Source organism: Nitrospinaceae bacterium (assembly GCA_018669005.1).
Lineage (GTDB): Bacteria > UBA8248 > UBA8248 > UBA8248 > UBA8248 > UBA8248.
Map to the genome: position 1 here is coordinate 1 of JABJAL010000103.1, position 26503 is coordinate 26503.

22 protein-coding genes are annotated in these 26503 nt (G+C 52.9%); 15 read left to right on the top strand and 7 right to left on the bottom strand.

Features of this window, described 5'->3' with window-relative positions; genetic code table 11:
- Positions 1-119 precede the first annotated feature (119 nt).
- Both HOJ95_16100 and HOJ95_16105 read right to left on the bottom strand, forming a co-directional pair.
- Positions 120-1295 (bottom strand): alpha/beta hydrolase, encoded by a 1176-nt coding sequence (locus tag HOJ95_16100; GenBank protein ID MBT6396220.1) that lies wholly within the window; start codon positions 1293-1295, stop codon positions 120-122.
- Positions 1296-1387: 92 nt separating this feature from the next.
- Positions 1388-1768 carry a cupin domain-containing protein gene (locus tag HOJ95_16105; GenBank protein MBT6396221.1) on the bottom strand — a complete coding sequence of 127 codons (381 nt, stop codon included), beginning with the start codon at positions 1766-1768 and terminating at the stop codon, positions 1388-1390.
- Positions 1769-2061: 293 nt separating this feature from the next.
- Here HOJ95_16105 and HOJ95_16110 point away from each other — a divergent pair, with 293 nt between their 5' ends.
- From HOJ95_16110 to HOJ95_16130, 5 genes are all read left to right on the top strand, one after another.
- Entirely contained in the window at positions 2062-2844 is a 783-nt protein-coding gene (locus tag HOJ95_16110) for an SDR family oxidoreductase (protein MBT6396222.1), read from the top strand.
- 68 nt (positions 2845-2912) lie between these two features.
- On the top strand, positions 2913-4094 hold the full coding sequence (locus HOJ95_16115) for a hypothetical protein (GenBank protein ID MBT6396223.1): 1182 nt from the start codon (positions 2913-2915) through the stop codon (positions 4092-4094).
- A 55-nt stretch (positions 4095-4149) separates the two neighbouring features.
- The gene (locus tag HOJ95_16120; GenBank protein ID MBT6396224.1) at positions 4150-4941 is read left to right on the top strand and encodes an alpha/beta hydrolase; all 792 of its coding nucleotides are present in this window, start codon (positions 4150-4152) and stop codon (positions 4939-4941) included.
- 76 nt (positions 4942-5017) lie between these two features.
- A complete protein-coding gene (locus HOJ95_16125; protein MBT6396225.1) occupies positions 5018-5953 on the top strand; it encodes an MBL fold metallo-hydrolase in 936 nt (311 codons plus the stop codon).
- A gap of 1 nt (position 5954) precedes the next feature.
- Positions 5955-6989: a 5-methyltetrahydropteroyltriglutamate--homocysteine methyltransferase gene (locus HOJ95_16130; GenBank protein ID MBT6396226.1), complete on the top strand. Its 1035-nt coding sequence runs from the start codon at positions 5955-5957 to the stop codon at positions 6987-6989.
- Between the two features lie 40 nt (positions 6990-7029).
- On the opposite strand, the gene HOJ95_16135 is transcribed toward HOJ95_16130, so the two are convergent.
- Together HOJ95_16135 and HOJ95_16140 are read right to left on the bottom strand one after the other, a co-directional pair.
- Entirely contained in the window at positions 7030-7788 is a 759-nt protein-coding gene (locus HOJ95_16135; GenBank protein ID MBT6396227.1) for a glucose 1-dehydrogenase, read from the bottom strand.
- 112 nt (positions 7789-7900) lie between these two features.
- Positions 7901-8872, bottom strand: a complete 972-nt coding sequence (locus HOJ95_16140) for a TAXI family TRAP transporter solute-binding subunit (protein MBT6396228.1) — start codon at positions 8870-8872, stop codon at positions 7901-7903.
- 290 nt (positions 8873-9162) lie between these two features.
- Between HOJ95_16140 and HOJ95_16145 the strand changes: the two genes are divergently transcribed.
- The 3 genes from HOJ95_16145 to HOJ95_16155 all read left to right on the top strand — a co-directional run bounded on the left by HOJ95_16145 (position 9163) and on the right by HOJ95_16155 (position 15491).
- Positions 9163-12477 (top strand): TRAP transporter fused permease subunit, encoded by a 3315-nt coding sequence (locus tag HOJ95_16145; protein ID MBT6396229.1) that lies wholly within the window; start codon positions 9163-9165, stop codon positions 12475-12477.
- Positions 12478-12521: 44 nt separating this feature from the next.
- Complete coding sequence (locus tag HOJ95_16150) at positions 12522-13760, top strand: aminopeptidase P family protein (protein ID MBT6396230.1); 1239 nt, start codon at positions 12522-12524, stop codon at positions 13758-13760.
- Positions 13761-13835: 75 nt separating this feature from the next.
- Complete coding sequence (locus HOJ95_16155) at positions 13836-15491, top strand: hypothetical protein (protein ID MBT6396231.1); 1656 nt, start codon at positions 13836-13838, stop codon at positions 15489-15491.
- Between the two features lie 23 nt (positions 15492-15514).
- Here the strand turns inward: HOJ95_16155 and HOJ95_16160 are convergent, their stop codons facing one another.
- From HOJ95_16160 to HOJ95_16170, 3 genes are all read right to left on the bottom strand, one after another.
- On the bottom strand, positions 15515-16684 hold the full coding sequence (locus HOJ95_16160) for an iron-containing alcohol dehydrogenase (GenBank protein MBT6396232.1): 1170 nt from the start codon (positions 16682-16684) through the stop codon (positions 15515-15517).
- 64 nt (positions 16685-16748) lie between these two features.
- Positions 16749-17516, bottom strand: a complete 768-nt coding sequence (locus HOJ95_16165; protein MBT6396233.1) for a hypothetical protein — start codon at positions 17514-17516, stop codon at positions 16749-16751.
- Between the two features lie 3 nt (positions 17517-17519).
- Positions 17520-18392 carry a hypothetical protein gene (locus HOJ95_16170; GenBank protein ID MBT6396234.1) on the bottom strand — a complete coding sequence of 291 codons (873 nt, stop codon included), beginning with the start codon at positions 18390-18392 and terminating at the stop codon, positions 17520-17522.
- 255 nt (positions 18393-18647) lie between these two features.
- Between HOJ95_16170 and HOJ95_16175 the strand changes: the two genes are divergently transcribed.
- From HOJ95_16175 to HOJ95_16205, 7 genes are all read left to right on the top strand, one after another.
- Positions 18648-19856: a hypothetical protein gene (locus tag HOJ95_16175; GenBank protein ID MBT6396235.1), complete on the top strand. Its 1209-nt coding sequence runs from the start codon at positions 18648-18650 to the stop codon at positions 19854-19856.
- A 46-nt stretch (positions 19857-19902) separates the two neighbouring features.
- On the top strand, positions 19903-21075 hold the full coding sequence (locus tag HOJ95_16180; protein ID MBT6396236.1) for a hypothetical protein: 1173 nt from the start codon (positions 19903-19905) through the stop codon (positions 21073-21075).
- Positions 21076-21091: 16 nt separating this feature from the next.
- Positions 21092-22126, top strand: a complete 1035-nt coding sequence (locus tag HOJ95_16185; GenBank protein MBT6396237.1) for an alcohol dehydrogenase catalytic domain-containing protein — start codon at positions 21092-21094, stop codon at positions 22124-22126.
- A gap of 12 nt (positions 22127-22138) precedes the next feature.
- Positions 22139-23074, top strand: coding sequence for a 3-hydroxyacyl-CoA dehydrogenase family protein (locus HOJ95_16190; protein ID MBT6396238.1), 936 nt, complete (start codon positions 22139-22141; stop codon positions 23072-23074).
- Between the two features lie 80 nt (positions 23075-23154).
- Entirely contained in the window at positions 23155-24333 is a 1179-nt protein-coding gene (locus HOJ95_16195) for a hypothetical protein (protein ID MBT6396239.1), read from the top strand.
- A gap of 507 nt (positions 24334-24840) precedes the next feature.
- Positions 24841-25458 (top strand): pyridoxamine 5'-phosphate oxidase family protein, encoded by a 618-nt coding sequence (locus HOJ95_16200; protein ID MBT6396240.1) that lies wholly within the window; start codon positions 24841-24843, stop codon positions 25456-25458.
- Positions 25459-25569: 111 nt separating this feature from the next.
- Positions 25570-26412, top strand: coding sequence for a DMT family transporter (locus tag HOJ95_16205; GenBank protein MBT6396241.1), 843 nt, complete (start codon positions 25570-25572; stop codon positions 26410-26412).
- Positions 26413-26503 lie beyond the last annotated feature (91 nt).

Genomic DNA, 26503 nt, shown 5'->3' on the forward strand with positions numbered 1-26503 from the left:
AGGTAGTCGGCCTGCCGGGAGCTGAGGCGCGAGTTTTGTGTATCGCCCATGCCTACGAGCAGGCGACTCCCGAAGTGCGAAATCGCCTGCCCGAAATTTTAAAATCCTAGGCAGGTATTTTAAGGTTTTAGTTTTTCCTGTAGCCAGTCTGCGATATAGGTGATGCCCAGCGAGAGGTTGTCGCGCTGGCAGTGTTGCGAGCCGCCTTCCTTGACGGTGAAAATCTTCAGCGTTTTGTCCTTTGAGCCGACCGCGTTGTAAAGCTTGCGGGCATCCCGCGTGGGCACCTGTTTATCGTCGATGCCGTGGGTGAGTAAAAAAGGGCATCGCATTTTCTGAACGACGCCATCGAGGCGAAACCCTTCGAGTTTTTCAAAAGTCTCTTCGTAGGTTTTGGTGTTGAACACCCATTTAATGTGGTGGCCGGGCACCGACATTTCGGTTTTCATGGAGGCGGCCAAGCGTTTTTTCCATATCGCATGGTAGTCCCAACATGCGCCCCAGGCGACGCATGCCTTATAGCGCCGCTCCATGCTGGCGATGCGCGGCGCGTAATAACCACCCAGGCTGATAGCCACCACGCCAGCCTTTTTGGCGTTCACATCTTTTCTTGTTTCCAGATAATCAAGGGCGGCCGAGCCGGCCACTTCGTAGTCATGGCGAAGGTATTGCTTTCGGAAGCGGATAGCCGCTCCTGTTCCTGGGCCATCCATGACAAGGCAGCTGATTCCCCTCCGGACGAACTCCTCCACACCGCGGAGATATTGAATTTCTTTCGTGACATCGAGGCCATCGAAGTAAACGACAACAGGCGGCTTGGCCTTTGTCGTGTTCTCGGCATGTACGAAATAACCAGGAAGATTAACACCATTTTCAAAGGGAACCTCGACGGGCTCGATTTTCGGCCTGTCGATTAGACGGGCGAACCGCTCGAAACTGTCGAGCGCCAGCCGGTAGGCGGCTTTTGCCTTCTTGTCCTTCGGGGTGCGGAAGCGCTCGCCGATCTGGTAGTACATCGCGGCCCGCTTGTGGTGGTAGGCGGCGCTGAGGTTATGTTTTTTCCGCTCCTCGGACAGCGCCAGCTTACGCACCTTGTCGGCCATCAATATCCACTCACGGAACCAAAGGTTATCGTTGCCGATATCTTTTCTGAGTCGCCTGCCAACCTGATCGACCTCGCCGATATCAGCCCCGCCCCAGGGGGCCACGGAGAGACAATTAACGAGACCCGAAGACCACCGGTAGTCTTCGGGAAAATATGTGAACCAGCGGGTATTCGCAGCAGCTTCAGGCATAGCGTGGCCCTTTCTTTCGTTATGGAAGAACCTGTCGATTCAGGTTCGTTATGGTGGATTTCCACTCCGGGTGAAAATTAATAATCGCTTATTTAAAAAGGGTCGTCCTCGGGCTGCGTGTCCGGCGCTTTTTCTCCCGCGGGAACACCCTTAAGGCCCCAGGAGGTGTCTTTGACGTAGATCGCCTCTACCTCCTCTTCGATTTCTGTCGAGTGAACGACGCTTGCGGGTACGTGAATGACATCGCCGGGCCCGACGTTGAATACCTCGCCTTCAATGGTGAATATTTGCTTTCCTCTCAGGATGTAAATGAATTGCTCACAAGGGTGGTGGTGCGGGTCCGCTTTCGTGCCCGTTGCCCAGATGCGGTGGCAAAAATACATCCTATCCCCCTTGACGGTTTCGCCGAGACCGGACGAGAGGGCCGGGTTCTGTTGCGTAATTGTGAGATCTTCGAATCGATAAATTGGCATGATAGGGCTCCTTTTCAAATTGGGTTCTTGTGAAGCCAGGTGAGTTGAGGAATTGCGTGCGATGCGCCTAACTTGAGGCCCAGCGGGCTGCCTTCCAAGGAAGGGGGGATGTTTTCAGCCATGAGATCTCCAAGCGCACAATAGCAATTAATAAAAGAAAGATTTATTATGAAGGTACAAATCCATCACGGCAATTCTGAAACGGCATAAAATAGGCCTATTGCGGCTGGGCAGAATGTTGTTGTTTCAAGTGAAATAATTAGAAAAATTTCTCATTTTTCCGGGAGGGAAATATGCAAATTCGAATGGATGGAAGAACGGCGTTGATTACCGGCGGCAGCCGCGGGCTGGGGCGTGCCATGGCGATGAAGTTTGCCCAGGCGGGCGCCAATGTGGCGATTACGGCGAGGCGCGCCGATGTCCTGGAGGAAACGAAATCTGAGATCGAGGCTGTCTCGGAAGCAAAAGTGGGTGCTTATGCCTGCGATGTTTGCGATGCGGGGCAGATTGTCGCGATGCATGAGGCGGTCAGCTCTGATTTTGGAAAAGTGGATATTCTCGTGAACAATGCCGGCTCGGCGGTTCGGGGGAAATTCGAGGAAGTGACAGATGAGGTTTGGCAGGAAGATCTTGACTTGAAGCTTTTCGCGGCCATTCGGATCTCGCGGCTCGTCTTGCCAAAAATGCGAGAGCAAAAATGGGGTCGTATCCTGAATGTGCTCAATACCGCTGCCAAGGCGCCGCAGGCGGAGAACGCACCCACGGCCATATCCCGCGCTGCCGGAATGTCGCTCACAAAAGTTTTGTCCAAAGAGTATGCCCCCCACAATATTCTGGTGAACGCGCTCTGCACAGGCATCTTCGTCACCGATTTGTGGGACCGCGCCTATAAAAATCAGGCGCCCGACATGTCTTTTGAGAAATTCTTAGAAGGGCGGGGCAAAGGCGTTCCCCTTGGCAGGATGGGGAATCCCGAGGAGTATGCGAACGCCGCCTGTTTTCTGGCGTCTGATGCCGCGTCCTACATCACGGGGGTGGCGCTTAACGTGGATGGGGGTACGTGCCCGATAGTGTGATCTGTTGTTCCGATACTTTGGCGAAATTACTTTCTATCATTCCTTGTAGATGACAGGAGAGACGTGAAATGAGCGATCAAAAAGTGATGCCAGAAGAGTCCAGGAACGTGAAACGAATCGGCCACAGCGATGTGGACGGTTGGGGCGATGCCTTTCAGGTCATTGTTCGGGACGACAAGTGGTGTTATCTGGCCGCCTCGGGAATGGAGGGCCATGAGGGCACCTCGATACTTGATGTCGAGGACCCGGCGAACCCGAAGGTGGTGAAGCAGATCCAGGCGCCCGAGGGCACCCACTCCCATAAAGTTTTATTTTTGGACGACGTGATGATTGTCAACGCCGAGCAGATTCGCGGTTGGGAGGGCGAGGGTTTTGTCGGCGGAATTCGCTTGTTTGATGCCTCGGACCCGGCGAACCCGACGCTTATCAAGGATTTTCCGATGTATGGCCGGGGGACGCATAGGCCGGTTCTGGACGAGGAGAATCGCCTTCTCTACTGCTCTTGCGGGTCCGAGGGCTATCGGGGAAACATTCTCTGGATACTCGATATCGACGATCCGGCGAATCCCAAAGTCGTAACCAAGTTTGCGCTTGAGGGCCAGGAAGAAAATATCCCGCTGCCGCCGGGAGTGAAAACCCTTCAGGTCCACCAGGCCAACCGGCGAGGGGATTACCTTTATCTTGGCTGCGCGGATTGGGGCGTCGTCGTGCTCGATGTGAAGGATATTTCAAACCCCAAGCAGATTGCGCATTACAACCCGACGCCGCCATATCCCGGCCATTGCCATACGGTGCTGCCTGTTCCGGAGACCGATCTTCTCGTGGTGACGCATGAGTCCACCTCTTTTGAGGTGAGCGAGGCGCCGGGCTTTATTTTCATCTATGACGCGAAGGTGCCGAGCAATCCGGTGCCCATCTCCACCTGGATGCCCTATCCGGTTAACTCTGACCTTTTCCCCAAAGTGGGAGACTGGGCGACGCGGGGTGGCCGCTATGGCGCGCACAATGTCTGGGAGTTCATGGGCAAAGATGATTTTGTCTACACGACATGGTTCAACGGTGGCCTCCGCATTGTGGATATATCCGATCCTTTTCGGCCCGAGGAGGTTGGCTACTATGTTCCGGCGGGTTGCAACGGAAAATCCACCCCGCAGAGCAACGATGTATTTGTGGATGGCCGCGGCCTGATCTATGTCTCTGACCGCTGGGGCTGTGGTCTCGATATTCTGGAGTACACGGGTCCCCGCTAATTGAGCAAGGTGCTAGATTAGAATATTTTTTCTTCTATCGAAGGAGATTTTTGCGATGCCGACTGTGGATGTGAAGGGCCTCAAGATGCACTATCTGGTTAAGGGCGAGGGCCCGCCCATAATTCTATCGCACGGCATCCAGAATTCTGGGTTCGCCTTCACGCCCATCATCGACCGCCTCGCGGAGCGCTTTCAGGTTTTTGCTCTGGATAAAAGGGGGCACGGCGATTCGGACAAGCCGCCGGGCCCTTACAGTATTCAGGATTTTTCTGATGATTTGCTCGGCTTTCTTGATGCGATGGGTCTTGAAGAGGTGGATCTTCTGGGGCACAGCATGGGCGGTCGTACGGGAACCCTGTTTGGCATCGAGCATAGCGATCGCTTGAACCGGCTGATGCTGGCTTCATCCTCGGCGGCTGCCCCCTCGGGGGCCTATCGGGAACATTTTGAGGTTCTGCATCAGCTATCCCTCAAAGAGGGGATGGAGGCCGTGTTCAACCATCAGGAATTTCGAAGGCTGCTCCCACCAAAAATGCTTGAGGGCCCGCTGGCGGTGGAATACAAAAAACGATTTTTGAAAAACACCCCGGACACATATGCCGCCTCGGCGAGTGCGCTGTTCAGTATGCCCGATCTGGTGGGTCGGCTAAGTGAAATTTCGGTGCCTACCTGGATATGCTACGGGGAAAACGATCCGGGGCCCCTCGATTTTAGTGATATTTACCTGGAGAACATTCCCGACTGTACGCGTACCATACTTCCTGGCTCCGGGCATTTCCCGATATGGGACGCGACGGATGCCATGATGACGGCGCTCGATGAATTTTTGGCGAATCACCCTATTTGACGAGTGCTCCATGCCGTTCGGGTGGAGGGCAGGCAAGCGCTCCTGAACGTTATTTGCGCCAGGCCCTGAGGAGAAGATGAAAAACTATCAGCCATTGAGTTGGTCAGATTTTCCCGAAACGTTTACCCCTTTTTTCTTGAACCCCACAGGTGCGAATCTTGAAACCAAAGAGTTGGGCCCAGGCGTCTATGCGCTGCTCTCCTCGATACCGAATGTGGACAACGCTGGTTTTGTCGTTGGCGAGCGCGAGGTTCTGGTGATCGATGCGCACATCAATGTTGCGATGGCACGGCAGATTCAGGAGCGCGTTCGCGAGGTGAGCGATAAACCGATCCGGTATCTGGTTAATTCGAACTATCATGGCGATCACACGTTTGGAAACTGCGCGTTTCCCGCGGATACGCTTATAGTTCAACACCGCCAATCGGCGGCGCTGGTCGAATTTTTTGAACAAGAGATGGCATTTATGCTCCCTTGTGTTGGTAATGATAAGGCCGTTTTTGAGGGTGTCGAGCTCAGGCGGCCAGATATCGTGTTCGATGATTTTCTCAGCCTCGATCTGGGCGGCATTGTTGTCGAGATTCATCATTTTGGGCCAGCCAACACGCCGGGCGACACGGTGACTTATGTGCCGAGTGTCAGGGCCGCCTGGACGGGGAACATGACGGGCGGCAATTTGATCGTTGCGCTTGAAAGCGATGCGCCGACCTACATGAACTCTATCGCCCGGTTTGCCCAGTCGCTTGAGATAGATACGCTTATTCCGGCTCACAATCCCCCCTCATCGGGCGCGCTTTTAGGGGGGTATCTTCAATACTTGAGCCAGGTGACGAATGCGGTTCGGGGCGCGGTAAGCAATGGCTGGTCTCTAGGTGAGGCGATGAAAAATATTCCGTTGGATATGTCGCAGCCCTACGCGCCGCCCGCCGATCATCGGCGAATCGATTTTTTCCGCGACCTCCACGCCTATAACGTTCAAAAAACGTATCAATCGTTGTCTTTGGAGAGATGAGATGGACCTTCAAATTCTGCCCGTTGCGGTCGTGGGGAGTTATCCCCAGCCCGAATGGCTGATAGACAGGGAAAAGTTCATGGCCGAGAGCACGCCCCCGAGAGTCCGGCTGAGGGATATTTGGCGCGTTGCCGAGCCGAATCTTGAAGGGGCGCAAGATGATGCCACCGCCCTTGCGGTTCGCGACATGGAGCGTGCCGGAATTGATATTGTCTCGGATGGTGAAATTCGACGAGAGAGCTATTCGAACCGCTTTGCCACCGCGCTTGATGGGGTGGACATCGATCAGCCCGGCGAGACGCTGAGCCGCTCTGGCCGGATGATTCCTGTGCCCCGTGTTGTCGGGCCTATTCGCCGAACGCACTCTGTGCAGGCGCGAGACATCGCGTTTCTTCGCGCCCAAACCGAGCGGATTATCAAAGCCACCGTGCCCGGGCCGTTCACGATGGCCATGCAGGCGCAAAACGACTACTACCCCTCGGACGAGGAGATGGCGATGGATTATGCCGTCGCGGTCAACGAGGAGGTGAAGGATATGTTCGCCGCAGGCGCGGATATCGTGCAGCTTGATGAGCCGTGGATGCAGGCACGGCCCGAGCAGGCCAAAGAATTTGCCGTCAGGGCGATAAACCGTGCCTTTGATGGCGCGACGGGAACCAAGGCGGTTCATATGTGTTTTGGCTATGCCCATTCGGTTAAGGGCAAACCCAGCGGCTACTCGTTTCTTCCCGAACTGGACGCCACGGTGGCGGATATCGTTTCGATTGAAGCGGCCCAGCCGGGGCTGGATTTATCGATAGTGGAAAAGTTGCCTTCTAAAAAAATAATGGTTGGGGTCATTAGCATGGGCGATGAGACGCCCGAGACGCCCGCAGTTGTCGCCGGGCGGATTCGCGCTGCGCTTGAGTATCTGCCGCCCGAGAGGCTGATAGTGGCGCCTGATTGCGGAATGAAGTATCTGCCTCGCGATTCGGCGTTTCAAAAATTAAAGGCGCTGGCCGGGGGCGCCAAAATCGTTCGCGAGGAAATTTCGTAGCCTATCTCCCGAAGATTCTCTTATCTTGAGTCCCCTCGTTTTAAACCGCCAGATATCCCCCATCAACGACCAGGTTGTGTCCGTGGACGTATCGGGACCGATCGGAGGCGAGGAATAAAATACTCTCGGCGACTTCCTCGGGCGTCCCAAAGCGGGGCAGAGGCATGTTTGCCGTGCGGTGGGTTTCGATTGTCGGGTCGCTCTCGATGAGCTTGCGCATCCCATCGGTCATGATGGGGCCCGGTGCAACGGCGTTGACGTTGATGTTCTCTTGGGCGAGCTCAAAAGTCAGGGCGCGGGTCATGTTTGTGATGGCTCCCTTGCAAGAACAATAGACCGAATAGTTCGGTGCGCCGACGAATCCGAAATTGCTTGACATCAAGACGACTTTGCCGCCTCCGCGTTTTCGAAACTCTAGGACAGCGCGCTGGACGCTAAGGAAATATCCTTTAACGTTCACCTCTAGGGCTCGGTCAAGATCCGCTTCGGTGACCTCCATCATGTGCACAGGTTTTTGCGGTCGAAAAATAGCGGCAGTTACTAGTATGTCGAGGCCGCCGAATTCCGCGACAGTTTCAGTTGTCATGCGGTCGATCTCATCCTTGCTGCCGCAATCGGCTTTAATTCCCACCACGCGCCCACCTGTGGCTTGAATTTCATTGACCAGCCCGGAGAGTTTTTCGTCGTCAAGATCAATCACGGCCACCGCCGCACCCTCGCGGGCGAGAAGCCTGGCCGCCGCAGCGCCGATCCCCTGGGCGCCGCCCGTGATGAGCGCGACTTTGTCTTTAAGCTCCATGTTTTCCTCAAATAAAATTTTGATTGTGTTTGCTGGCTTGGTCTTCAAAAGAAAAAAGCCCCCCTTCAAAGAGGGGGGCTTCGTGTTTCTGTGTGGATCTGGGAAACAACTACTACATGCCGTTCTCTTTCCAGTAGCGAGCCGCGCCCGGATGGACTTTGACTCTTTTCAGGCCGCGCAGGCCGGTCTTCTTGGTGATGAATTTTCCGACTGGGTGGTATTTCGTAATCTGCGTGTGGTTATCGTAGAGCGCTTTGGTGATGCCGTAGGCAAGATCGTTGCTCATCTTGCTGCTGGTCATCAGGGTCCACATCTGACCCCAGCTCGTGATCGGTTTGTCGTAGCCCGTAATAGCGCCAGCGGCCACCACATCGCGCACGAGTCCGGCCTCGTCTTTGACGAGCTGTTTGATCGTGGCCTCATCGGGCCCGAAGAAATGAAGTTTGCCCGAGAGAACGCGGGAAAGCTCCATGTAAGCGGGGGCGGGAACGCCGCCGTTGAGGAAGAAGAAGCCCGCGTCAACGCGCTGGTCCTTGATCGCAGCCGAGTTCTGGTTGTTGTTGAAGAACTCGCGCTTCGCTTTGATGCCGCTGATCTTGAGGGCGAGCTGGGTGACGATGTAAATCGAGCCGCCACGGCCGCCGACGACGAAGCGTTTTCCGGTAAGGTCGGACCATTTTTTGATGCCCGAGGTTTTAAATGTGGTGTAAACGATGGTCAGCGGATAGAGCGCCCCGAGGGCCAGAACGTCCTGCTTCTTCTTGAAGGGTTTTCTGCCCACTTGCCCCCAGGACACGGCTGGCGCGGTGGCCATTCCCATGCGGAGGCCCTTGGTTTTATCAGTCTTCTGAACCACGCGGACGTTGGCGGTCGAGCCACCTGTGACCGAGGCCGAGACGGAAATTTTTCCGCCCGAGTTGTCGGTGATGACCTTGCTCATGGCGGTGCCAATCTCGAAGGTGGCGCCGCCCGGCTGGGATGTTCCCAGCAGAACTTTTGAGGCGGAGTTTGCCATTGGCGCGGCCCCGAGAATCAGGGCGAAGCTCGCCGCGAGCGTGACAGTATGAAGCATCAGCTTTTTCATCAAATTCTCCTTCATTAATAAGAATGGGATGTGAAAAGATACTACACCCCAAATTGCGGTTCCGCCCCCAGGGCGAAAGGGTTAATATCCCATATATGTTGATGCTGGTTATTAGATAGAAAGATCACTGAATGGTCAAGAGAAAGATATCGGAATGGTCAAGTACTGGAAAATAGGGAAAATGTAGGGTTGGAAGCTGGTAATACGCCCATAAATTCCGGTAGGATAATGGCGTTTCCCTTAGGTAGTTCAATTCTCTATTCCTTTTTGCGTACTTGGAAGGAACATTCATGAGTTCTGATCTGGACACCAGCACGCGCGCGCCGCTTGTACGCGGTCTTATTTTTACCGCTTCCTGGATAGCCGTTCTTTCCGGCCTTTATCATATATCGGCGGTTTATCTTCGCCCGCTCCCGGGTGAGATGCACCCGAATATGCATTTACTCTTTGCCTACACCATTCTTTTAATAGGCGGCGCCGGGGCTATGCCCGAGATTTACGGCGATAAAATCAGGAATCTCAATATCCTTCCCGCTCTTTATCTTTTCTCCCTTCTTCCGGCGGTTTTCTTTTTCTATTTCGTCGGAGAGCTAGGAGAAGGCTGGACCGATCAAAAAGTCATGTGGGTGTTTATCGCGCCGTTTGCGCTGTGGGCCGCGATGATGGCGATGGAGCGCGCCTGGCTCGCGCTTTTGCTCTGGGCGCTGGGGTTTGTGCCGTTCTTTTTCCTGGTGGCCAATTGGAGCGCATTGTCGGAGACGACCCAGAATCCGACATTCTGGTGGATACTGCTGGCCTCGGCCATACCGGTGATGTGGACTTTGTTCGGTGTTTTCTATCGGCCCATCGAGGGGGTGCGCAAGGCCGCCGTTCCTCTTGTTGTGTTTTTCGTCTCTCTTTTCCTTGTGGCTTGGAGAGTCCGCATTTGGGCCTATCAGGCCGACGAGGTTCGGAGCGTTCTTTATCTTTGGCCGGCTCTCATTTTAGCTGGCCTGATGATTTGGTCCAGACGATCTATCAATACGGATTTTGATGAGTATCCCAGCTACCCGTATCCCGCCGGGCTGACCATCGGTCTTAATGTTGGAATGCTCGTCTATGTCGTCAGCGCCTGCCTCTATCTTTTCTGGTTTCACGAGGAGATGGTTGATCGCCCCGGCGCGCCCACCTTCGCGGACTCGCGCGTGGGATTTATCATGATTATCGTTGCGCTGGAATTGACCCGGCGCTGTTTTGGTCCGCCGCTTCCGACCCTCGCCATTATTTCGATATCCTACGGCATCTGGGGAAATCTCTTTGCGTCCCCGTTCGGACACGGCGGCCATGACTGGGTGGAGATGCTGGCGAAGCTCTCGACGGACTTCATCGGCGGCGTTATCGGATTCCTGGTCGTGATTTCGTCAACATTCATTATCATGTTCCTTATACTCGGCGCGTTTTTGCAAGAATCAGGGGCCGGTCAGTTCTTCGTGGATTTTGCCCTGGGCCTTTTTGGCCGGATGCGGGCCGGGGCGGGTCTTGCGGCGGTGGGTTCGAGCGCATTGATGGGAACCGTCTCGGGCAGCGCCTCGGGCAATGTCGTAACGACCGGGACGTTCACCATTCCTTTGATGAAGCGAATTGGCCTGAGCCCCCACATCGCGGGGGCGGCAGAGGCGGCCGCTAGTAGCGGCGGGCAGATCATGCCTCCGGTCATGGGTGCGGGCGCTTTTATCATGAGCGAGCTGATCGAGGTGCCGTATTTCCAGATTATCGTATACGCCACGATCCCGGCTATTTTGTATTTCACGATTGTGGGCATCAACATCCACTTTGCTGCCGGTGCGTTATCGATTAAGCCGCTTCCGCCGGAGGAAATTCCCGATTGGCGGGCGGAGCTCAAAAGCGGCTGGTTCTATCTGGTGCCTCTGGCCTTCCTGGTGTTTTTCCTGTTCGAGGGGAGAACGCCTGTCTTCGCGGGCGTGATGGCAGTTTTTGTCATGGTCGCGGTGTGGTTTTACCGGAACACGTCTGAGTTTCTGGGGAGCCTCAGGGTCGGAGACAAAACGGTTCCCGATGACGTGTTCGTGTTCGTTCCCGTGACCTTCTGGGTGTTCGGGTTCTTGCTCTACGTGGTTTTAAACGGCCTGGAAAACTGGTTCGGGTTGCCGCTTGGCCTCCGGGAGGCGCCTGCGGTGGCCTCGGCGGTGAAGGCGGGGGTTGTTCTGGGCGTTGTGGGTGTAATTCTGGCCTCGGTCCTTGTGCGTATAAGTGCATTGGGCTCGGTGTTCTGGAATGAAATTCAACGCGGCTGGCTGGTGATTTTCCCCATGGCCGCCCTGGGCCTGTGGGCGATGTTCGGGTGGACATCGGGTGTGGCGGGCGCGTTTATTATTTTTGCTTTGTTGAGTGTTCTTTGCGTTGCACGTGGAAATTTATCTCAGCCGACCACCGTCATCCCCTGGATTTTTGTTCTTATCTGGGCGGTTTCTTATCAGATCCAAATGGGGCTTTACTGGGTTCTTCCTGCGATATCGGATTTCGACGTATGGTTAGTGCCATTCGGATTTATCTACCATTCGCTTATCTTCTTCGCGATTGCGCTTGGCATCCAGAAATTGATTCTCTCCGGGGGTGAAAAGGGTGCCAGCGAGAGGCCAAGTGTCCGCCAGGTGGCCGCGATTTCCTGCAACCCGTTTTTCTACCTGCGGCACATGAAGGGACAAGGGCGTGAAGAGGGGGCCGATGTTAGAGCCGCCGAGAGCGCGGCCCATTGGCTCGATATGATACGGCAAGCGCTTCGCGTGGGAGGCCGACAGGGGGCGGAGTTCGGCGTCACCCTGCTCACGATCGATCTGGTCGTTACGGTTCTGACGATTACGGGCATCGGCAATAAATTTGCCTATTTGATCGAGTCGCTTGCCACAGATTTTTGTTTTATTGGGGCCGCCGCCGGTGGCGGGTGCGCCTACTATCTCGGCTTAGACGGTTTCTTTGTGGCTTTGCTCTTGACGGCAGTTTGTTGTGCAATTCTTGGTATGGGAATGCCGACAACGGCCGCGTACGTATTGCTTGCCATCCTCGGCGGCCCGGTTCTCATCAAGCTGGTGGGCCCGGAGTTGACGCAAATCTACGGCGCGGAATGGGCCAAGGAATTTATCGCGGCCAGGGGTGATCGGGTCGTGTCCCATATGTTTATATTCTATTTCGCGATCCTATCTGCGATTACGCCGCCCGTGGCTATTGCCTCGCTTGTGGCCGCGAAACTAGCTGGCGCGCCCTATTTTAAAACTTCAATGATGGCGCTTCGATTTGCCATCGTAGGTTTTATCGTCCCGTTCCTGTTCATGTTCGAGCCTGCCCTGCTGGCTTTTGGACATCCGGGCCGCATCGCATTCTCGTTCACGATGACCCTGCTGGCATTCGTGGCGTTCTCTGCCGGGACCCAAGGGTGGCTTATCTCCAGGCTCCACTATTATGAAAGAGTATTGCTGTATGCCTCCTTCGTCACTTTGGTCCTCTTCATTATTTTCCACAGCTTTATCATGCTGTCCATCGGGCTCATCTGCGGCGGCGTTCCGCTGGTTCGCCAGCTCAAGGAAAAAAAGCTCGCGGCAATCGCTTAGTTTTTTTCTAAAATAAATTTCTTTCTCATTCCGTGAGGTTATTCATGCTCTTTAATCGTGAACGCGCTCTTGAATTCATGGCCAAGTACGATCTCGACGCCCTGCTGGCGACGACGCGCCACAACGTTCTTTATCTCTCAGGCTTCCAAGGGTGGGCGCAGTACACCTACGGAGATGCGACGACAGAAACGTTTGCGCTTTTTTTCAAGGACGGCAGCGTGGCGCCTGCTCTTATCGTTTCGAGGCAAGATGAAACCTATTACTCGGCCACCGGGTCTTGGATAGAGGATGTGAGTGGGTACGGCCCCCGCTCGGCGCTCAACATCGAGCCGGGCGAGCAGGGGGCGACGGATGAGGAGCGCAATTACCTGAGCCTTATCGCCGAGGATGCCCCGAGGGAGGCGAATTCCGTTGATGCGCTTTTGCGGGTGCTGCGAGAGCGGGGAATTTCGAAGGGCAAGATTGCCATTGACAACGAGGGCATCAGGCCCGCCAGCCGGGCCAGTCTGGAGGCTGCCCTGCCGGGCATCTCGTTTCAAGATGGTGCGAATCTGTTTCGCATGATTCGTCTCCAGAAGACTTCCGAGGAAATCGAACGGATTCGGGCCGCCGCCACTTTGAACGAGGCGGCCTTGTCTGCCTTTCATGCAGAACTGGCGGTGGGGAAAACCGAGCGCGAGATTGCCAGTCACTATTACCGGACCGTTGCGGCAGGCGGGGGAAAATGGAGCTGGTTCCATCTCGGAGGAGGCCGTCGTTCGGCCTCGATATATCCGCCTTCTGATCGTCCGTTTGAGACGGGCGACGGATTCTTTTTCGATGCCGGAATGCGGTTGAACCACTATTGCGGCGATGTGGGTTGTTGCGGCTCCTTTGGTGAGCCGGGTGCTGAGCGCAAGGCGCAATTTAATGCCATTCAGGCCGGGCTGGCCGAGGCGTTTGAAACCATCAAGGCGGGGGTCAAGCCCTCGGAGATTTTCCGCGCTGCCGTGGCGGGTGCGAAAAAGGCGGGGCTCCCGAATTACAATGGCGCTTTTTGCGGTCACACGATAGGTATCGAGGCCAGAGAGCTTCCCTATACGCTGAGCGAGCCCATTAAGCTCAGCGATCCGTTTTTACCCGAGTCCTCGGACATTCCTTTTCCGGCAGGGGCCGTGCTCTCGGTTGAGTTACCCTCGGGGACCTTCGGCGAGGGCGGAGTGCACGCGGAATACACTGCGCTCGTTACCGAGGATGGTATGGAGCACCTCGGCTCGCCAGATCGCGAGCATTTTGTGGTCTAGGGCGCCTTGATATTTTTGATTTGAAGTTTGGGATGTTTTTACCAAAGAGAGTTACTCAGCATTGGAGATTTTTTCTTGAACAACGCCGACCTTTCTTTTCAGCCGATAACGGAACTTGCCCCAAAGGTTGCCTCGGGCGATCTGAAGCCGAGCGATCTTCTTGAAGCCTGTATTGAGCGTATCGAAGCCGATGAAGAGAGGGTTAATGCCTTCATTACGCGCACGTTTGATTTTGCAAGGGAGCAGGCCGCCGCGCTTGATGAAGAAGCCGGGCGGGGTGATGTGCGAGGGCCGTTGCACGGTATACCAATTGCCATTAAGGATCTTTTCGACCTTGAAGGATTTTTGATGACGGCGGGCAGTAAAATCTTGAAGGACAATGTTGCCACCGGAACGGCGGAGAGCGTACGGCGGCTGATGGCGGCAGGCGCGGTTATCGTCGGGAAAACGAACTTGCAGGAATTCGCCCGGGGGGGGACGGGGGCCAACTCGTATTTTGGGCCCGCTCGGAATCCCTGGAACCTTCGGTGCTCGCCGGGCGGGAGCAGCAGCGGCTCGGCGGCGGCGGTGGCCTCAGGCATGGCCGTGGCTGCCCTTGGCTCTGATACGGGGGGCTCGGTGCGCCTGCCGGCGGCGTACTGCAACCTGGTGGGTATGCGCTCGACCTATGGACGTGTTAGCCGCGCGGGGGCGGTTCCCCTGGGATTGAGCTTCGATAACGTGGGGCCAATCGCACAAACCGTTGAAGATGCAGCACTTATTCTTCAGGCTATGGCCGGGCCCGATCCCGCTGACCCCACCACTGGGTCGAAGGTGGCGCCAGATATGTGCGCCATGTTGCACCGAGGGGTGGAGGGCCTGACCTTCGGGGTGCCAACAAATCATTTCTGGCCGGGCCTTGAGCCCGAGGGCGAGGGAATTGTTCGCGAGGCGATTTCGGAATTCGAGCGCATGGGCGCGACAATCCGGGAGGTCGAGATTCCCTGGGCCAAACTCGGGCAAATTGCTTATGGGGCGGTGGTGGGCCCTGAGAGCGCCGATTTCCATCGGGCATTTTTGAAGGATAGGCGTGATGATTATGTGTCGCCGGGGGCTGATTTCTTTGAGCAGAGCCTGTTTATACCGGGATGGCGCTATGTCCAGGCTCAGCGCGCCCGGACGCTTTTTATCCGTCAGGCGACAGAAATTTTTCAAGGGGTGGATGCGATTTTAACGCCGACCTCGGCTATCTCGCCGCCATCGATTGAAGACTGTCTGGATGGAATGAAAATGTGGGGGGCTGTCAGTGATTGCACGGCGGCATTCAGCACCATCGGTAATCCCACGCTCCAGGTGCCCTGCGGCTTTACGGAGGCAGGATTGCCCGTAGGTCTTCAAATAGCCGGAAGGTGGGGCGAGGAGGCTTTGGTTTTGGGTGCTGGTGCGGCTTTTGAAAAATCAAAGCCCCTGTGGCACTTGCGCCCACCAATGGAGGATAAAGCGCAGGCTGAAGATCGATTTGTCGCGGCCTCGCCTGGTGCAGGGGGAAATAACGAACCTGTCGATTTTTCCGCCGATGACATCAAACGAATCGCTAGCGGGATTGGCTACCGGGTTGATCCCAAGCGTCTCGATGGGCTGGCGTCTGGTTTAAGCCGCTTGATACGACAGCTAGAGGCACTCGATGATCTTGATATCGACGGATGTGAACGGGCCGAGACCATAAATCTTCTTGAGTTGGCGAGTCGATAAATCTTTTGTTTCTTTCTACATATTCAACCTAAAAGCCCCGTGTAGATTTTTTTCATGTCTTGCTCATCCGCGTTTACCGGATTGGTCAGGACCGTCGAGCTTTTGGCGGCGTCCACCGCCATACGGTCAAGATATTCTTCCTTCATGCCTATGGCTCCCAATGACGGTGGAATGCCAATATCCGAAGCGAGTGCGCGGACGCTCTCTATGGCGGCCTCGGCGGCATCTGGGTTGTCAGTGTTAACAGAAGTTGGTTTTACGGGATCGGCAAGGAGCGGGGCTAATTTCGAATATTTCTGTCGCATTGCCGGAAGATTAAAGGTCATTACGGGCGCAAGCAGGATTCCGTTGGTGGTGCCGTGATGGCCGCCGAAAAAATTGAATACCGGATGAGTCAAACCGTGGACGATGCCTAGCCCGGTATTAGTGAATGATGCTCCGGCCAGAGTCGCCGCGAGGGAGATGGAATCGGCGGCATCGGGGTCTCCTGTGTTTTCAATGAATTGTCTTGCACTTTTTCCGATAAGCCCAATCGCTTCATAGCATAGTGTCTCGGTCCAAGGGTTTGCGTTGGTTGAACCGAGTGATTCGATGGCGTGCGTGAGTGCATCCATCAGGGCTCCTGCCGCAAAAAAATGTGGCAACGTGGCAAGGAGGGAGGAATCTACAATAGCGACATCGGCGTACAGCATGTCGCTGTGGATGCTGGCTTTTGTTCCCATTTCTACATCAGTGATAATCGAAGCGCGCGTAACTTCGCTGCCCGTGCCCGCCGTAGTGGGTACGGTGATAAAAGGGGGTATGCGTTTTGATGGTTTGTCCGCACCGTAATAGTCGCTAATTTTTCCTCCGTTTGTCAGAAGGGTCCCCATCGCTTTGGCTGTGTCGATCGCGCTGCCTCCCCCGATGCCGATCATGCCCTGGCAATTGTTCGACTCGTAGAACTCTTTGGCGCGTAGAATGCTGCCGTCCGAAGGATTGGGTTCGGCTTCTTCAAATAGGGAAAATTTAATTCCTGTATCTTTTAGGCTCTGGATAATGGGCTCAAGAATGCCAGTGTTATGCAGGCCCGTATCCGTAATCAGCATCGGATTCTTCATGCCGAGTGCGAGGGTTTCTTCTCCGATAAATGCGGCTTCACCACGACCAAAACGTACGCGGGGGCCCGATGCGATTTTAAATGGCTGAATCATGTTGGCTCTCCTTGTTTAAATTGTCGGAAAATCATTAACCTTTAAAGGAGTGCATATCAAAATTTTAGCCACAGGCTATAAGGCCTTCGCGGACCTTTGGCATTGTGGTCGGTATGTCGAGTATCGGGAGGCCGTGGGTTGGTGCGATAACATCTACTTCGAGTTCAGCGAGTAATTCCTCAAGCTTATCTGCATAGATATTCATGTCGGTGAACGTAGTCCAGAACAATGCGCGTTCGGCGAAAACAGCCAAGACATCGACTAGATCAAGAGATTTCGCCTCCTCGGCAACCATTCCGCAATGGTTATCCCAGTGGTAGTGGCTATAGGCAAAGCCGTCACCTGGAAAAAGAACGCGTCCGCCGGTATCAAATCCCCAAAGCGAAGAGCGTAGGTCTCGAATGATTGGTTCAACGGCTACAAATTGCCTGTCTCCCAAGTCGATGGTGTCGCCGACTTCCATTTCCTTTAATCGGTGTTCGTGTTGGGGGAAGGCGAGATGATAGTCGCTGACATCGCCATGGACAGTCAGGTCGGGATAGAGTTCAAGTACTCGGCCGAGACCACCGGAATGCGGAGTTTCCTGGTGGGTGATGAATAAATGTTTTATGGGAGCTTTATCTTCACCAAGGATGGTTTTCAGTTGAACTTCGATTTCGGGAAAATCTTTTGGGTGTCCCGTCTCGATGAGTAGCGAGGCTTCAGAGCCAATAATGAGGAATGCCGCATTGTAGGAGTGGTAGGTTTTGCCTTTGTGGTGTTGAACGAGGCAATCTCCGAGCCACCATACGCCGGGCGAAATTTCTCGGGGTAGAGGATTGTTTTCGTTCATGATTTATCTCTCCATGCCTCTTGGTATGTATTGTGGCTCGACGACGCTTTTGTCTAGGCGGCACAGTACGTCGTCGAGTATCGAAAAATGACGTTCGACAAGAGCGCGACCCCTCAGAATGCTTCCGTAGCCGGGGGCGATGGTTTCGATGTCGAACCTATTAAAAATGTCGGTTATGCCTTTTCGAAGGGAGCTGGTGTCAATTCCTTCCAGCCACCAGTAGCGCGTATTGAGCAGGTATGATCGTACGAAGGGGGAGGTCGTAGCCGCTTCATCCTCGATTAACCAAGGACCCTCCGGATTGTCTTGTGCGACATGGCTGAACATGTCCGATGAAAACAGCGTTTTGGAGGATTCGTCGTAAATCCATCTGGTTGTTATCAATCGTATTGGTGCATTCATAATGTTGATGGGGCGATTACCGTTTTTGCCGACCTGGTAAGATTTTGAAGGGTCGAATAAATTCGTGGGCAAGTCCGGGACGTCCATTTTCTTGCCATCGGCGTCCAGTGTTTCAAACTCCAGCCAGGTTACGACATCAGGCACGGAGGAGAAGCATTCCACCACGTTGAAGTGCTTGGCTATCGCCATGGCATTTCCGACGGACATGAATTCATTCATCCGTAGCGGAAAAATCGACAGTGGTTTGCTGGTATCAATAATTGAGCTGATTTGCTCGATTATTGATTTTTCGTGTGCCGCATATCCAGTGTCGAGAAGAAGCGCGCCATCATCTTCGCATAGAAGATAGCAGTTCGACGCAGAGTGTCCTCTTGTGCTCATTGGATAGGCGCTCACACGCCCGTCGAGCGGAAAGGTGTTGTGCAGGGCGTAGACTTTATTCGAAGCGAGTTCAGTGATGGAACTGTATGACATAACAAGTTCCTAAGCCTATTCCTAGGCGGGTTAAGAGAAATTACTTTCGGGATGTAAATGATTGTAATTCGTCTATCGAAAGCTCTTTGGCCGTATTAAACGCGATTTAGGAAGATTTTGCATCTCCTGAAGTCGTAAATACGAGAGTCTTGTATTAATTTGAAGAGTGCTACCTCTGGGAGTACAATATGCCCATTCTTATTTTAATTTTTGTGGTCGCTAGAAGCGTATTTTCCTCTCGTTAAGGAATGAATCATGGTCGACATGAGATTGACGGATGAGCAACTCGAACTTCAGGCTCTTGTCAGGGACTATTCCGAAAGGGTTCTGAGACCCATCGCGGTCGATTGCGACCGTAAATCGCAGAGCGATCCGGCGGGATGTTTCCCGATGGAGGCTCTTAAGGAAGCCTCGCGTCTCGGGCTTCGGACTCTCGGGCTTCCCAAGGAGTTGGGTGGACGCGACATCGACACTTTGACTCATTGCATCCTGCTTGAGGAGATGATGGCGGTCGAACCGGGATTTGCGGCCACTTTCCATCAGGTCTGGCGATTGGCGCAGCACATCGGTCGGCAGGCGACTGAGGAGCAAACGAAGAAATTTCTCATCCCGTTTGCCGAGGACGACACCTGTCTGCTTTCAATTGCCCAGACTGAGCCCGGCTCGGGTACGGACAACACGTTTCCCTACAGGGGCGTTGATGGCGGAATCAAACTTTCAGCCGTCAAGGATGGCAACGATTGGGTTCTTAACGGTACAAAGCACTTTGTCGCAGATGCCTCCCTCGCAAAAATTTTCATCGTCTTAGGCAGGACCGACCCGAATCTCCCGGGGCCCGATGGCTCAACGCAGTTTCTCATGTGGCGTGATACACCGGGATTCACAGTAGGGCGCACGCACGACAAGTTAGGTGCGGCGTTGCTCATGAACGCCGAACTCATCCTGGAAAATGTCAGAGTCCCTCAATCCGACATTCTGATGGGTCTTAATGAGGGGTTCTCTGATAAGGCCAGGCATTATGGAAGAGGGGCCCCGATGGTTGCCACCTTCGGGCTGGGCACTGCCCGAGGGGCGTATGAGGCGGCCTTGGCCTATGCGCGCGATACAGTCCGGCGAGGCAAGCCCCTCATTCAAGACGATGCTATTGCCATGCGTCTTGCCGACATGTTGACACTAATCGAGGCGACGCGGAGCGCCATCTGGCGGGCGGCTTGGGGTTCGGACAACCGGGAACATTTCGTTCAAAGGGACGCGGCCGTGTCGAGCTATTTTAGTACTGTCTGCGCGAGATCGGTTTGTGAGAGCGCCATGCATATTTTCGGAAAAAATGGTTACTTACGAGATTTCCCGGCGGAAAAATACATGCGCGATGCTTTGATGACCAACCACATTAACAATACGGTGGATGTGCGATTGCTCAAAATCGGTAGATCTCTCACAGGGGAATCTGTTTCTCCTCTTTAAAAAATACTGGAAGTTTTTTCCTTTTTAATATCGTGGGGTTTTCATCATGGTGGATTTCATTCTTTCCGAAGAGCAGGCAGCGCTAAAGGAATTGTGCCGAAATTTCGCAGAGCGCCAGCTTCAACCCATTGCAGATGAACTCGACAGAAAAGCATCGGACGATCCGGCGTCTCCCTTTCCCTGGGAGGCGTTAAAGGAGTTCTCCACCCTCGGGCTGAAAAATCTGCCTCTGCCTGAAAAATGGGGCGGAGCGGATATGGATGTGTTGACCCATTGCGTTCTGCTCGAAGAGTTGATGACGGTTGAAGCCGGTTTTGCCGCCGCTGTTCATCAGTCCTGGAAATTGGCAGGGCTGCTTGCCGAGTGTGGAACGGACGACCAGATATCCAGGCATATAGGTGCCTTCTCCGAGAATAGTGAATATTTGATGGGAGACGGGACCCTTGGTCTAATCGGCTCATCCGAGGATCTTGAATTGAGGGCACGGCCCGAAGGAGGCGGTTGGGCACTGGAGGGCAGGAAGCGTTTTGTGGGTTGTGGCCCGATAGCCAAGCTTTTGTTCATGGATGCTGCTACGGGCAGCGGGGTGCAGGGTTCGAGCGATGTAGCCACCCTGCTTGTTGCACAAGATAGCCCAGGTATTAGGCAGGAAGAGGTTCACGACAAGATGGGCGCAAGGACTTTCCTCGAGTCGGAACTAGCCTTTGATAGGTGTCAAGTTTCGGCAGATGACATGCTCTCGGACGGTAGTGGCAACGGATCTGGCGCCAAGAGCCGCTATTTTGGAAAGATTGCCCCTACGCTGGGCGCTTTTGGTGTGGGAATAGCTCGCGCCTCTTTGGAAACCTCCATCGCTCACTGTCTTGAGAGGGTACAGGGCGGCAAACCGATTTTCGAGCACGATGTCGTGTCGTTTAGGTTGGCCGAGATGAAGGTTGATGTAGACGTGGCAAGGGATCTCGTTTGGCGGGCGGCCTGGCATTCTGACAATCCGGGCGAGGGCGCACCGGGAATAGGCATGTCTGCTCTTCTTTTTGCCTCGGAAATGGCCCCTCGTGTCTGTGACATGGGAATTCAACTCTTTGGTGGCTATGGCTTTATGCGCGACTACCCGGTGCAGAAATATTGGCGGGACTCTCTAATGTGTCTTTACCATGGAGACACGCACGACATGGCCCGCTTGAAACTCGGAAGACTCATGGAATCTGAAGCTATTTAGCTAAGGAGAGACTCGCGTGCGCGCAATGGTGCTTCATGAATTCTCAAGCCCTCTCCAATTAGGAGAGGTTCCAGATCCTAAGCCGGGGCTGGACGAAGTTGTGGTGAAGGTGCGGGCCTGCGCACCGGACATGCTCGATGTAAAAACACGAGCCGGGCAATCGAATATTACGCTTCCTCGCATAATCGGGCATGAGATAGCCGGCGAAATTGCCGAAGTCGGTGCATCGGTGAAAAATATCCGTCTTGGTGAGCGGGTAGTTGTTTATGATTATTTAAACTGCGGCGCCTGTGAGTTTTGCTGGAAAGGAAGAGAGACACTTTGCCGGAACAACAAGGGTATCGTCGGGCTGGCAATCGACGGAGGATTTGCCGACTACATAAAGGTTCCCGGCAGAAATGTGCTGCCGATTCCTACGGATGTCTCAGACGAGGCGGCGACTACGCTCGTTAGTCCTGTTTCTACTTCCCTTCATGCGCTAAGAGAGCGGGCCCGGGTCTCCCCGGGAGACTATTTGCTGATTGTGGGTGCTGCGGGTGGCGTAGGTATCCATATGGTGCAAATGGCCCAGCTATTTGGCGCCAGGGTTATTGCGGCAGATGTATCGGACGAAAAAAACGATAAGACAAAAAAATACGGGGCTGAAGCTGTCATCAACACCATGGAAAATCCTTTTGGTGCATCTTTTGACGAAGCGGTATTGGAAGCCACTGGCGGGACAGGCGTGCAGTCGGCAATCGATTTGTATGGTTCGTCGGATTCTCTTGCAGCCTGTTATCGTTGTCTTGATACGGCGGGAACGCTTGTGCGAATTGGCTCCCGGATTGGCGATCGGCTCGAAATTGATCCAGAGGCGCTTACTATGAAAGAAGTTGTTCTCACCGGCTGCCGCTATAACACCAAGGAGGAATTCAATAAATCTTTGGAGTTAGTGAGGGCGGGAAAGATAGAGCCGGTGGTTTCATTTTCGTTTCCTTTGTCCGAGGTTAACGACGTTCTTGATAAAATTGAGAGGAACGAAGTGTTTGGAAGAGGTGTTGCAATTTTGTAGAGGGATTTCAAGATGAGTGTTATTAGAAATATTTCTGTAATCGGTGGTGGGTATGTAGGGCAAGGCCTGGCAATTCAGTTTGCCCGTGGCGGCTATCAGGTTTCTGTCTATAACAGGACAAAGGAAAGCTCATCATTGGCGATGGAGAGGGTTCAATTTTTTCTCGATCTTTTTGAGAAGAACGGGCTCTACTCTAACAAGCAAGCCGAGGATGCCCTTTCGCTTATTCAGCCCACGACTAATCTTGAAGAGGCGGCGAGGAGCGCGGATTATGTCATGGAATCTGTTTCAGAGGATCTTAGTCTGAAGCAGGATATTTTCATGAAACTAGATGCTTTGTGTCCGCCGCATGTCATTCTCGCATCGGACACCTCCGGGCTGCGTCTGTCGGAAATTGGTATCAAAGCCAACCGGAAAGATAAATTGATAGTCGTTCACCATTACACCCCGACCCCTTTGCGCCCGGTGGTGGAGATTGTTCGGGGAGCGGAGACCTCTGAGGAGACGTTTCAGGTTACAAAAAAACTTCTGGAAGATATTGATAAAGATGTGGTTCTGGTTAAGGAGGCTCTTGGCCATATCGGAGTGAGAATTTCGACTGCCGTGAGAAGAGAGGCGATGTATATGCTGGAAAGGGGAATCGCCTCTCCAGAGGATATTGATAAGGTAGCCTATAATTTTGGCATTCTGCCGGTATTTGCTGGAATGGATGCATCGGGTTTGGATGTTTTTATGAATATTCATTCGTATCTCCAGAAGGATTTAGATAATCGGGATACGCCTTCTCCTCTATTGAAAGAGAAAGTAGATAAGGGGGAGTTGGGTATAAAAAGTGGGCAGGGATTTTTTGATTGGGATGAAGAGTCAGTGAAAAAAGCCACAGATAAAAGAATTAAAACGCTTATTATGAGAATGAAGGAGCGTGAAATTTTTCAGGATCCGGATTGATGGCGATTTGATGTGTTGATGAATAATTTTTCTTATTCGATAGTTTATAAACTATTTCTTTCTTTGGGCTGGGTGATTTGATGGATTTTACATTAACTGATACGCAGCGCGCGCTTCAGACGCTGGCGCACGATTACGCCGAAAAGGAAATTCGTCCCTTTGTCCGTGATCGGGAGCGGCTTGAGGATCCGGAGGAGCGATTTCCCTGGGATATTCTTGAAAAGGGAAGTCAGCTTGGCCTGAGAACTCTTTCTCTGTCCGAGGAACGAGGCGGGGCGGGGGCCAATATCTTAGATTTGTGTATTGTTGGCGAAGAAATCGCCTGGGGTGATCTTGGCGTGGCGGTTACGTTTGACCAGACATGGAAGATTATTCATTTTCTCGATCGCGTTTGGAACGAGGAGCAGCGCGCTAGAATACTTCCATCATTTTTAGCGGATCATCGATTTCATCTGGCAGTGGGGATGACCGAGCCCAATGTGGGATCTGAAAATTTTACGCCTGACGAGAATCCTGCGCACGGTGTTCACACGAGGGCCGAGCGCGATGGTGAAGACTGGATTGTTAATGGGATGAAACATTTCATTAGTAATGGCGGAATTGCCAAGCTCTATACGTTGGTGACGCGGACGGATCCTTCTGTGGCGGTTTCAAAAGGGGTTACTTATTTTATGGTTGCGCCTGGACAGGAAGGATTTTCCATCGGGCGCATCCACGATAAGATGGGGCAACGTCTTTCCCAGAATGCTGAGCTTATTTTTGAGAATTGCCGTATCCCTGATTCTGATCGCGTGACAGCGGTGGGTGGTGGTGTGGGCGCCCGCTCTGGCTCTTTCGCGCGAGGTTCGGTTATTGAGTCGGCGGCGACGGCATTGGGACCTGCCCGAGCGGCTTACGAAGATGCGCTTGAACACGCGCGAAACCGTGTTCAGGGAGGAAAGCCCATTATCGAGCATCACGGGGTTGGTTTCATGCTGGCCGATTGTTTTGTTGACTATCAGGCGGCTCGTCAGACCCTTCACTATGCCGCATGGAGGTCGATGCAAGACGAGGGCTACGACCCCAAGCTGGGTTATATGGCAAAGCTCTTTGCATCGGAGGCTTGTTTTCGTATAGCGAAAAAGGCGTTGGAAGTGTGGGGCGGTATGGGCTACATGACGGAGGCGCCGATGGAGAAATATTTGCGCGATGTGACGAGTTTTCTCCATTCTGCAGGAACAAACGAGGCCCAACGCGTTCGTGCGATGCCGTATCTGTAATCTGGATGTTTTGATGTTTCGCATGGAATCGCTCATCCGGATTTTGGTTCTCCACTTGAAAATAAGCTCACCACCACCTGTAATTGGGCGCATGCTCTTCTTGTCATTGTGGTGTGCCAGCTGGATATTCTTGATATTTCAAATATACATTGAATCGTCTTTGAGGTGACTTCGATCATGCTCCTTGTTTGCCCGTAAGTGACTGTAAATAAACAATGTATGGCGTTGTTGTTCATGCTCCTTGTCTGCCTGTAAGTGACTGTAAATAAATGAAATAGGGCGTGTTGTTTTGGATCGAGATATCCTCCCCTAGTTAAAACTCTGGGTTAAAATGAATTTGAATCCTGATTTCTTTTTTGGGCAAGGGACCTCATGGTATAGGTGTCAAAATTCTCAAAAAAAGAATTTCAGGGCAGGAAATTATTTTGTGGGAGTTTTTTTTAAGGGGATTGTAATTTCTTTGGTGGGTTTTAAGCGCTACGCCTCTTGTTAAAGGAGAATTAGCTGATGGAAAATAATGGGTTCCTAAATCAAGAAACATTGCACGACTACTATGGAGAGCCGAACGAGCGCGCTGCGAAGAAGCAAATGGAAAAGCTTGAAAAGCACAGTCGGCATTTCATTTCACTTTCTCCTTTTTTCGTATTGTCCACTTCGAGTTCTGAGGGAACGGACGCATCCCCTAGAGGTGATGCTCCCGGATTCGTTACTGTTTTGGACGATCATACCCTGCTAATACCTGACCGAATGGGGAACAATAGGGTGGATTCTATGCACAACATCATGGAAAATCCGAATGTCGGAATGCTCTTTCTTGTCCCTGGGATGAACGAGACTTTGCGTATAAACGGTAAGGCGCGGGTGATTACCGATGAAAAACTTCTCAAGCCGATGTCGGTCAAAGGAAAGAGCCCCAAGTCTGCTTTGATCGTTGAAATAGACGAGGTTTATATGCACTGTGCAAAAGCCTTGATGCGTTCTCATCTTTGGGACTCTGAACGCCACATTGAGCGGAGTTCGTTTCCGACTCTTGGGCAAGTTTTCAAAGACCAGGTTGGAAGTGACCAGGATGCCGAAGAAATCGAGAAATTAGTGCAGGAGGGCTACGTTACTCGGCTCTATTGATTATGGTTGAGTTTGGGATTGTTTCTTATGTCGTTAATGAATTCGGATTTATGATTTACCGAATTTTCGCTGTTTATAATAGGAGAAATACTCCTGATACCTTTTGAGATCGTGGCCTTAGTTCCATCTTTCTTATTTTCATTTTCATCTATTATGACACGCCGGGGTTTGGAAGGGAGTACCCCTCACACCGGAAGTTTTGTAGTGCTGATTGTTAATTTTTTGGCGTTTCTCTTCGCTCTTTTATTAATAGATTTTTCTCAGATCTTTTTTTCATGGCATTGGTTCGCGTTTATGGCGGCGGGAATTTCGTCTCCAGCGATCTCTTTGTTTTTTTTGTATCGATCAATTTCTCATTTTGGGGTTGCGCCGACGAACGCTCTTGTTAATTCTCATGCTTTTTTCGGTCCTCTTTTGGCTATTTTTATTCTTGGCGAGCGTCCGCACCCAGCCTTATGGTTTGGTATTGCTCTTCTCCTCGTGGGAGTCTGGTTTCTGATGGGTGGAAGAGATCTTAGGGAAAAATTGAAGTATATCTGGATTCCATTGATGTCAGCCCTGGCTTTTGCTTTGGCCCATAATTTGAGGAAAATTGGTTTCGGAGGGATGGATTCTCTGCTTTTTGGTGGTTTCTTGCAGGGTGCATCGGCCGTGCTCGTCGGTCCTTTTATACTTAAATTGGCGACAGGAGGGCGGGCTTATGTATTCAACCGAAAATCAATTTTATTTTTTCTCATAGCTGGGCTGGCAATGTCGTTCGCTTTGTTTTCTCTTCTCTTTGCCCTGCGTGGGGGGCGAGTTTCGCTTGTTGGTCCTATTATGGCTACGGGGCCATTATTTGCCTTGATTCAGACAAAGTTTTTTTTGGGTGGGAGGGAAAAACTAACTCCTCGTATTATCGGCGGTGCATGCCTTATCGTGATTGGAGTGGTGGTAGTTACTTCCTTGAAATAAGGGTTACTTGGGCCTTTGTGGCTGATTATTTCCTGCCCTTTCCAAATGGGTGTGGGCCGCGATAGGATAATTATAGAAGCAGGGCGGAAAA

What these genes read in the sequence shown, in the direction of transcription:
- HOJ95_16100 (MBT6396220.1), bottom strand. Translation starts at nt 1,295, where the DNA reads ATGCCTGAAGCTGCTGCGAATACCCGCTGGTTCACATATTTTCCCGAA.
- HOJ95_16105 (MBT6396221.1), bottom strand. Translation starts at nt 1,768, where the DNA reads ATGCCAATTTATCGATTCGAAGATCTCACAATTACGCAACAGAACCCG.
- HOJ95_16110 (MBT6396222.1), top strand. Translation starts at nt 2,062, where the DNA reads ATGCAAATTCGAATGGATGGAAGAACGGCGTTGATTACCGGCGGCAGC.
- HOJ95_16115 (MBT6396223.1), top strand. Translation starts at nt 2,913, where the DNA reads ATGAGCGATCAAAAAGTGATGCCAGAAGAGTCCAGGAACGTGAAACGA.
- HOJ95_16120 (MBT6396224.1), top strand. Translation starts at nt 4,150, where the DNA reads ATGCCGACTGTGGATGTGAAGGGCCTCAAGATGCACTATCTGGTTAAG.
- HOJ95_16125 (MBT6396225.1), top strand. Translation starts at nt 5,018, where the DNA reads ATGAAAAACTATCAGCCATTGAGTTGGTCAGATTTTCCCGAAACGTTT.
- HOJ95_16130 (MBT6396226.1), top strand. Translation starts at nt 5,955, where the DNA reads ATGGACCTTCAAATTCTGCCCGTTGCGGTCGTGGGGAGTTATCCCCAG.
- HOJ95_16135 (MBT6396227.1), bottom strand. Translation starts at nt 7,788, where the DNA reads ATGGAGCTTAAAGACAAAGTCGCGCTCATCACGGGCGGCGCCCAGGGG.
- HOJ95_16140 (MBT6396228.1), bottom strand. Translation starts at nt 8,872, where the DNA reads ATGAAAAAGCTGATGCTTCATACTGTCACGCTCGCGGCGAGCTTCGCC.
- HOJ95_16145 (MBT6396229.1), top strand. Translation starts at nt 9,163, where the DNA reads ATGAGTTCTGATCTGGACACCAGCACGCGCGCGCCGCTTGTACGCGGT.
- HOJ95_16150 (MBT6396230.1), top strand. Translation starts at nt 12,522, where the DNA reads ATGCTCTTTAATCGTGAACGCGCTCTTGAATTCATGGCCAAGTACGAT.
- HOJ95_16160 (MBT6396232.1), bottom strand. Translation starts at nt 16,684, where the DNA reads ATGATTCAGCCATTTAAAATCGCATCGGGCCCCCGCGTACGTTTTGGT.
- HOJ95_16165 (MBT6396233.1), bottom strand. Translation starts at nt 17,516, where the DNA reads ATGAACGAAAACAATCCTCTACCCCGAGAAATTTCGCCCGGCGTATGG.
- HOJ95_16170 (MBT6396234.1), bottom strand. Translation starts at nt 18,392, where the DNA reads ATGTCATACAGTTCCATCACTGAACTCGCTTCGAATAAAGTCTACGCC.
- HOJ95_16175 (MBT6396235.1), top strand. Translation starts at nt 18,648, where the DNA reads ATGGTCGACATGAGATTGACGGATGAGCAACTCGAACTTCAGGCTCTT.
- HOJ95_16180 (MBT6396236.1), top strand. Translation starts at nt 19,903, where the DNA reads ATGGTGGATTTCATTCTTTCCGAAGAGCAGGCAGCGCTAAAGGAATTG.
- HOJ95_16190 (MBT6396238.1), top strand. Translation starts at nt 22,139, where the DNA reads ATGAGTGTTATTAGAAATATTTCTGTAATCGGTGGTGGGTATGTAGGG.
- HOJ95_16195 (MBT6396239.1), top strand. Translation starts at nt 23,155, where the DNA reads ATGGATTTTACATTAACTGATACGCAGCGCGCGCTTCAGACGCTGGCG.
- HOJ95_16200 (MBT6396240.1), top strand. Translation starts at nt 24,841, where the DNA reads ATGGAAAATAATGGGTTCCTAAATCAAGAAACATTGCACGACTACTAT.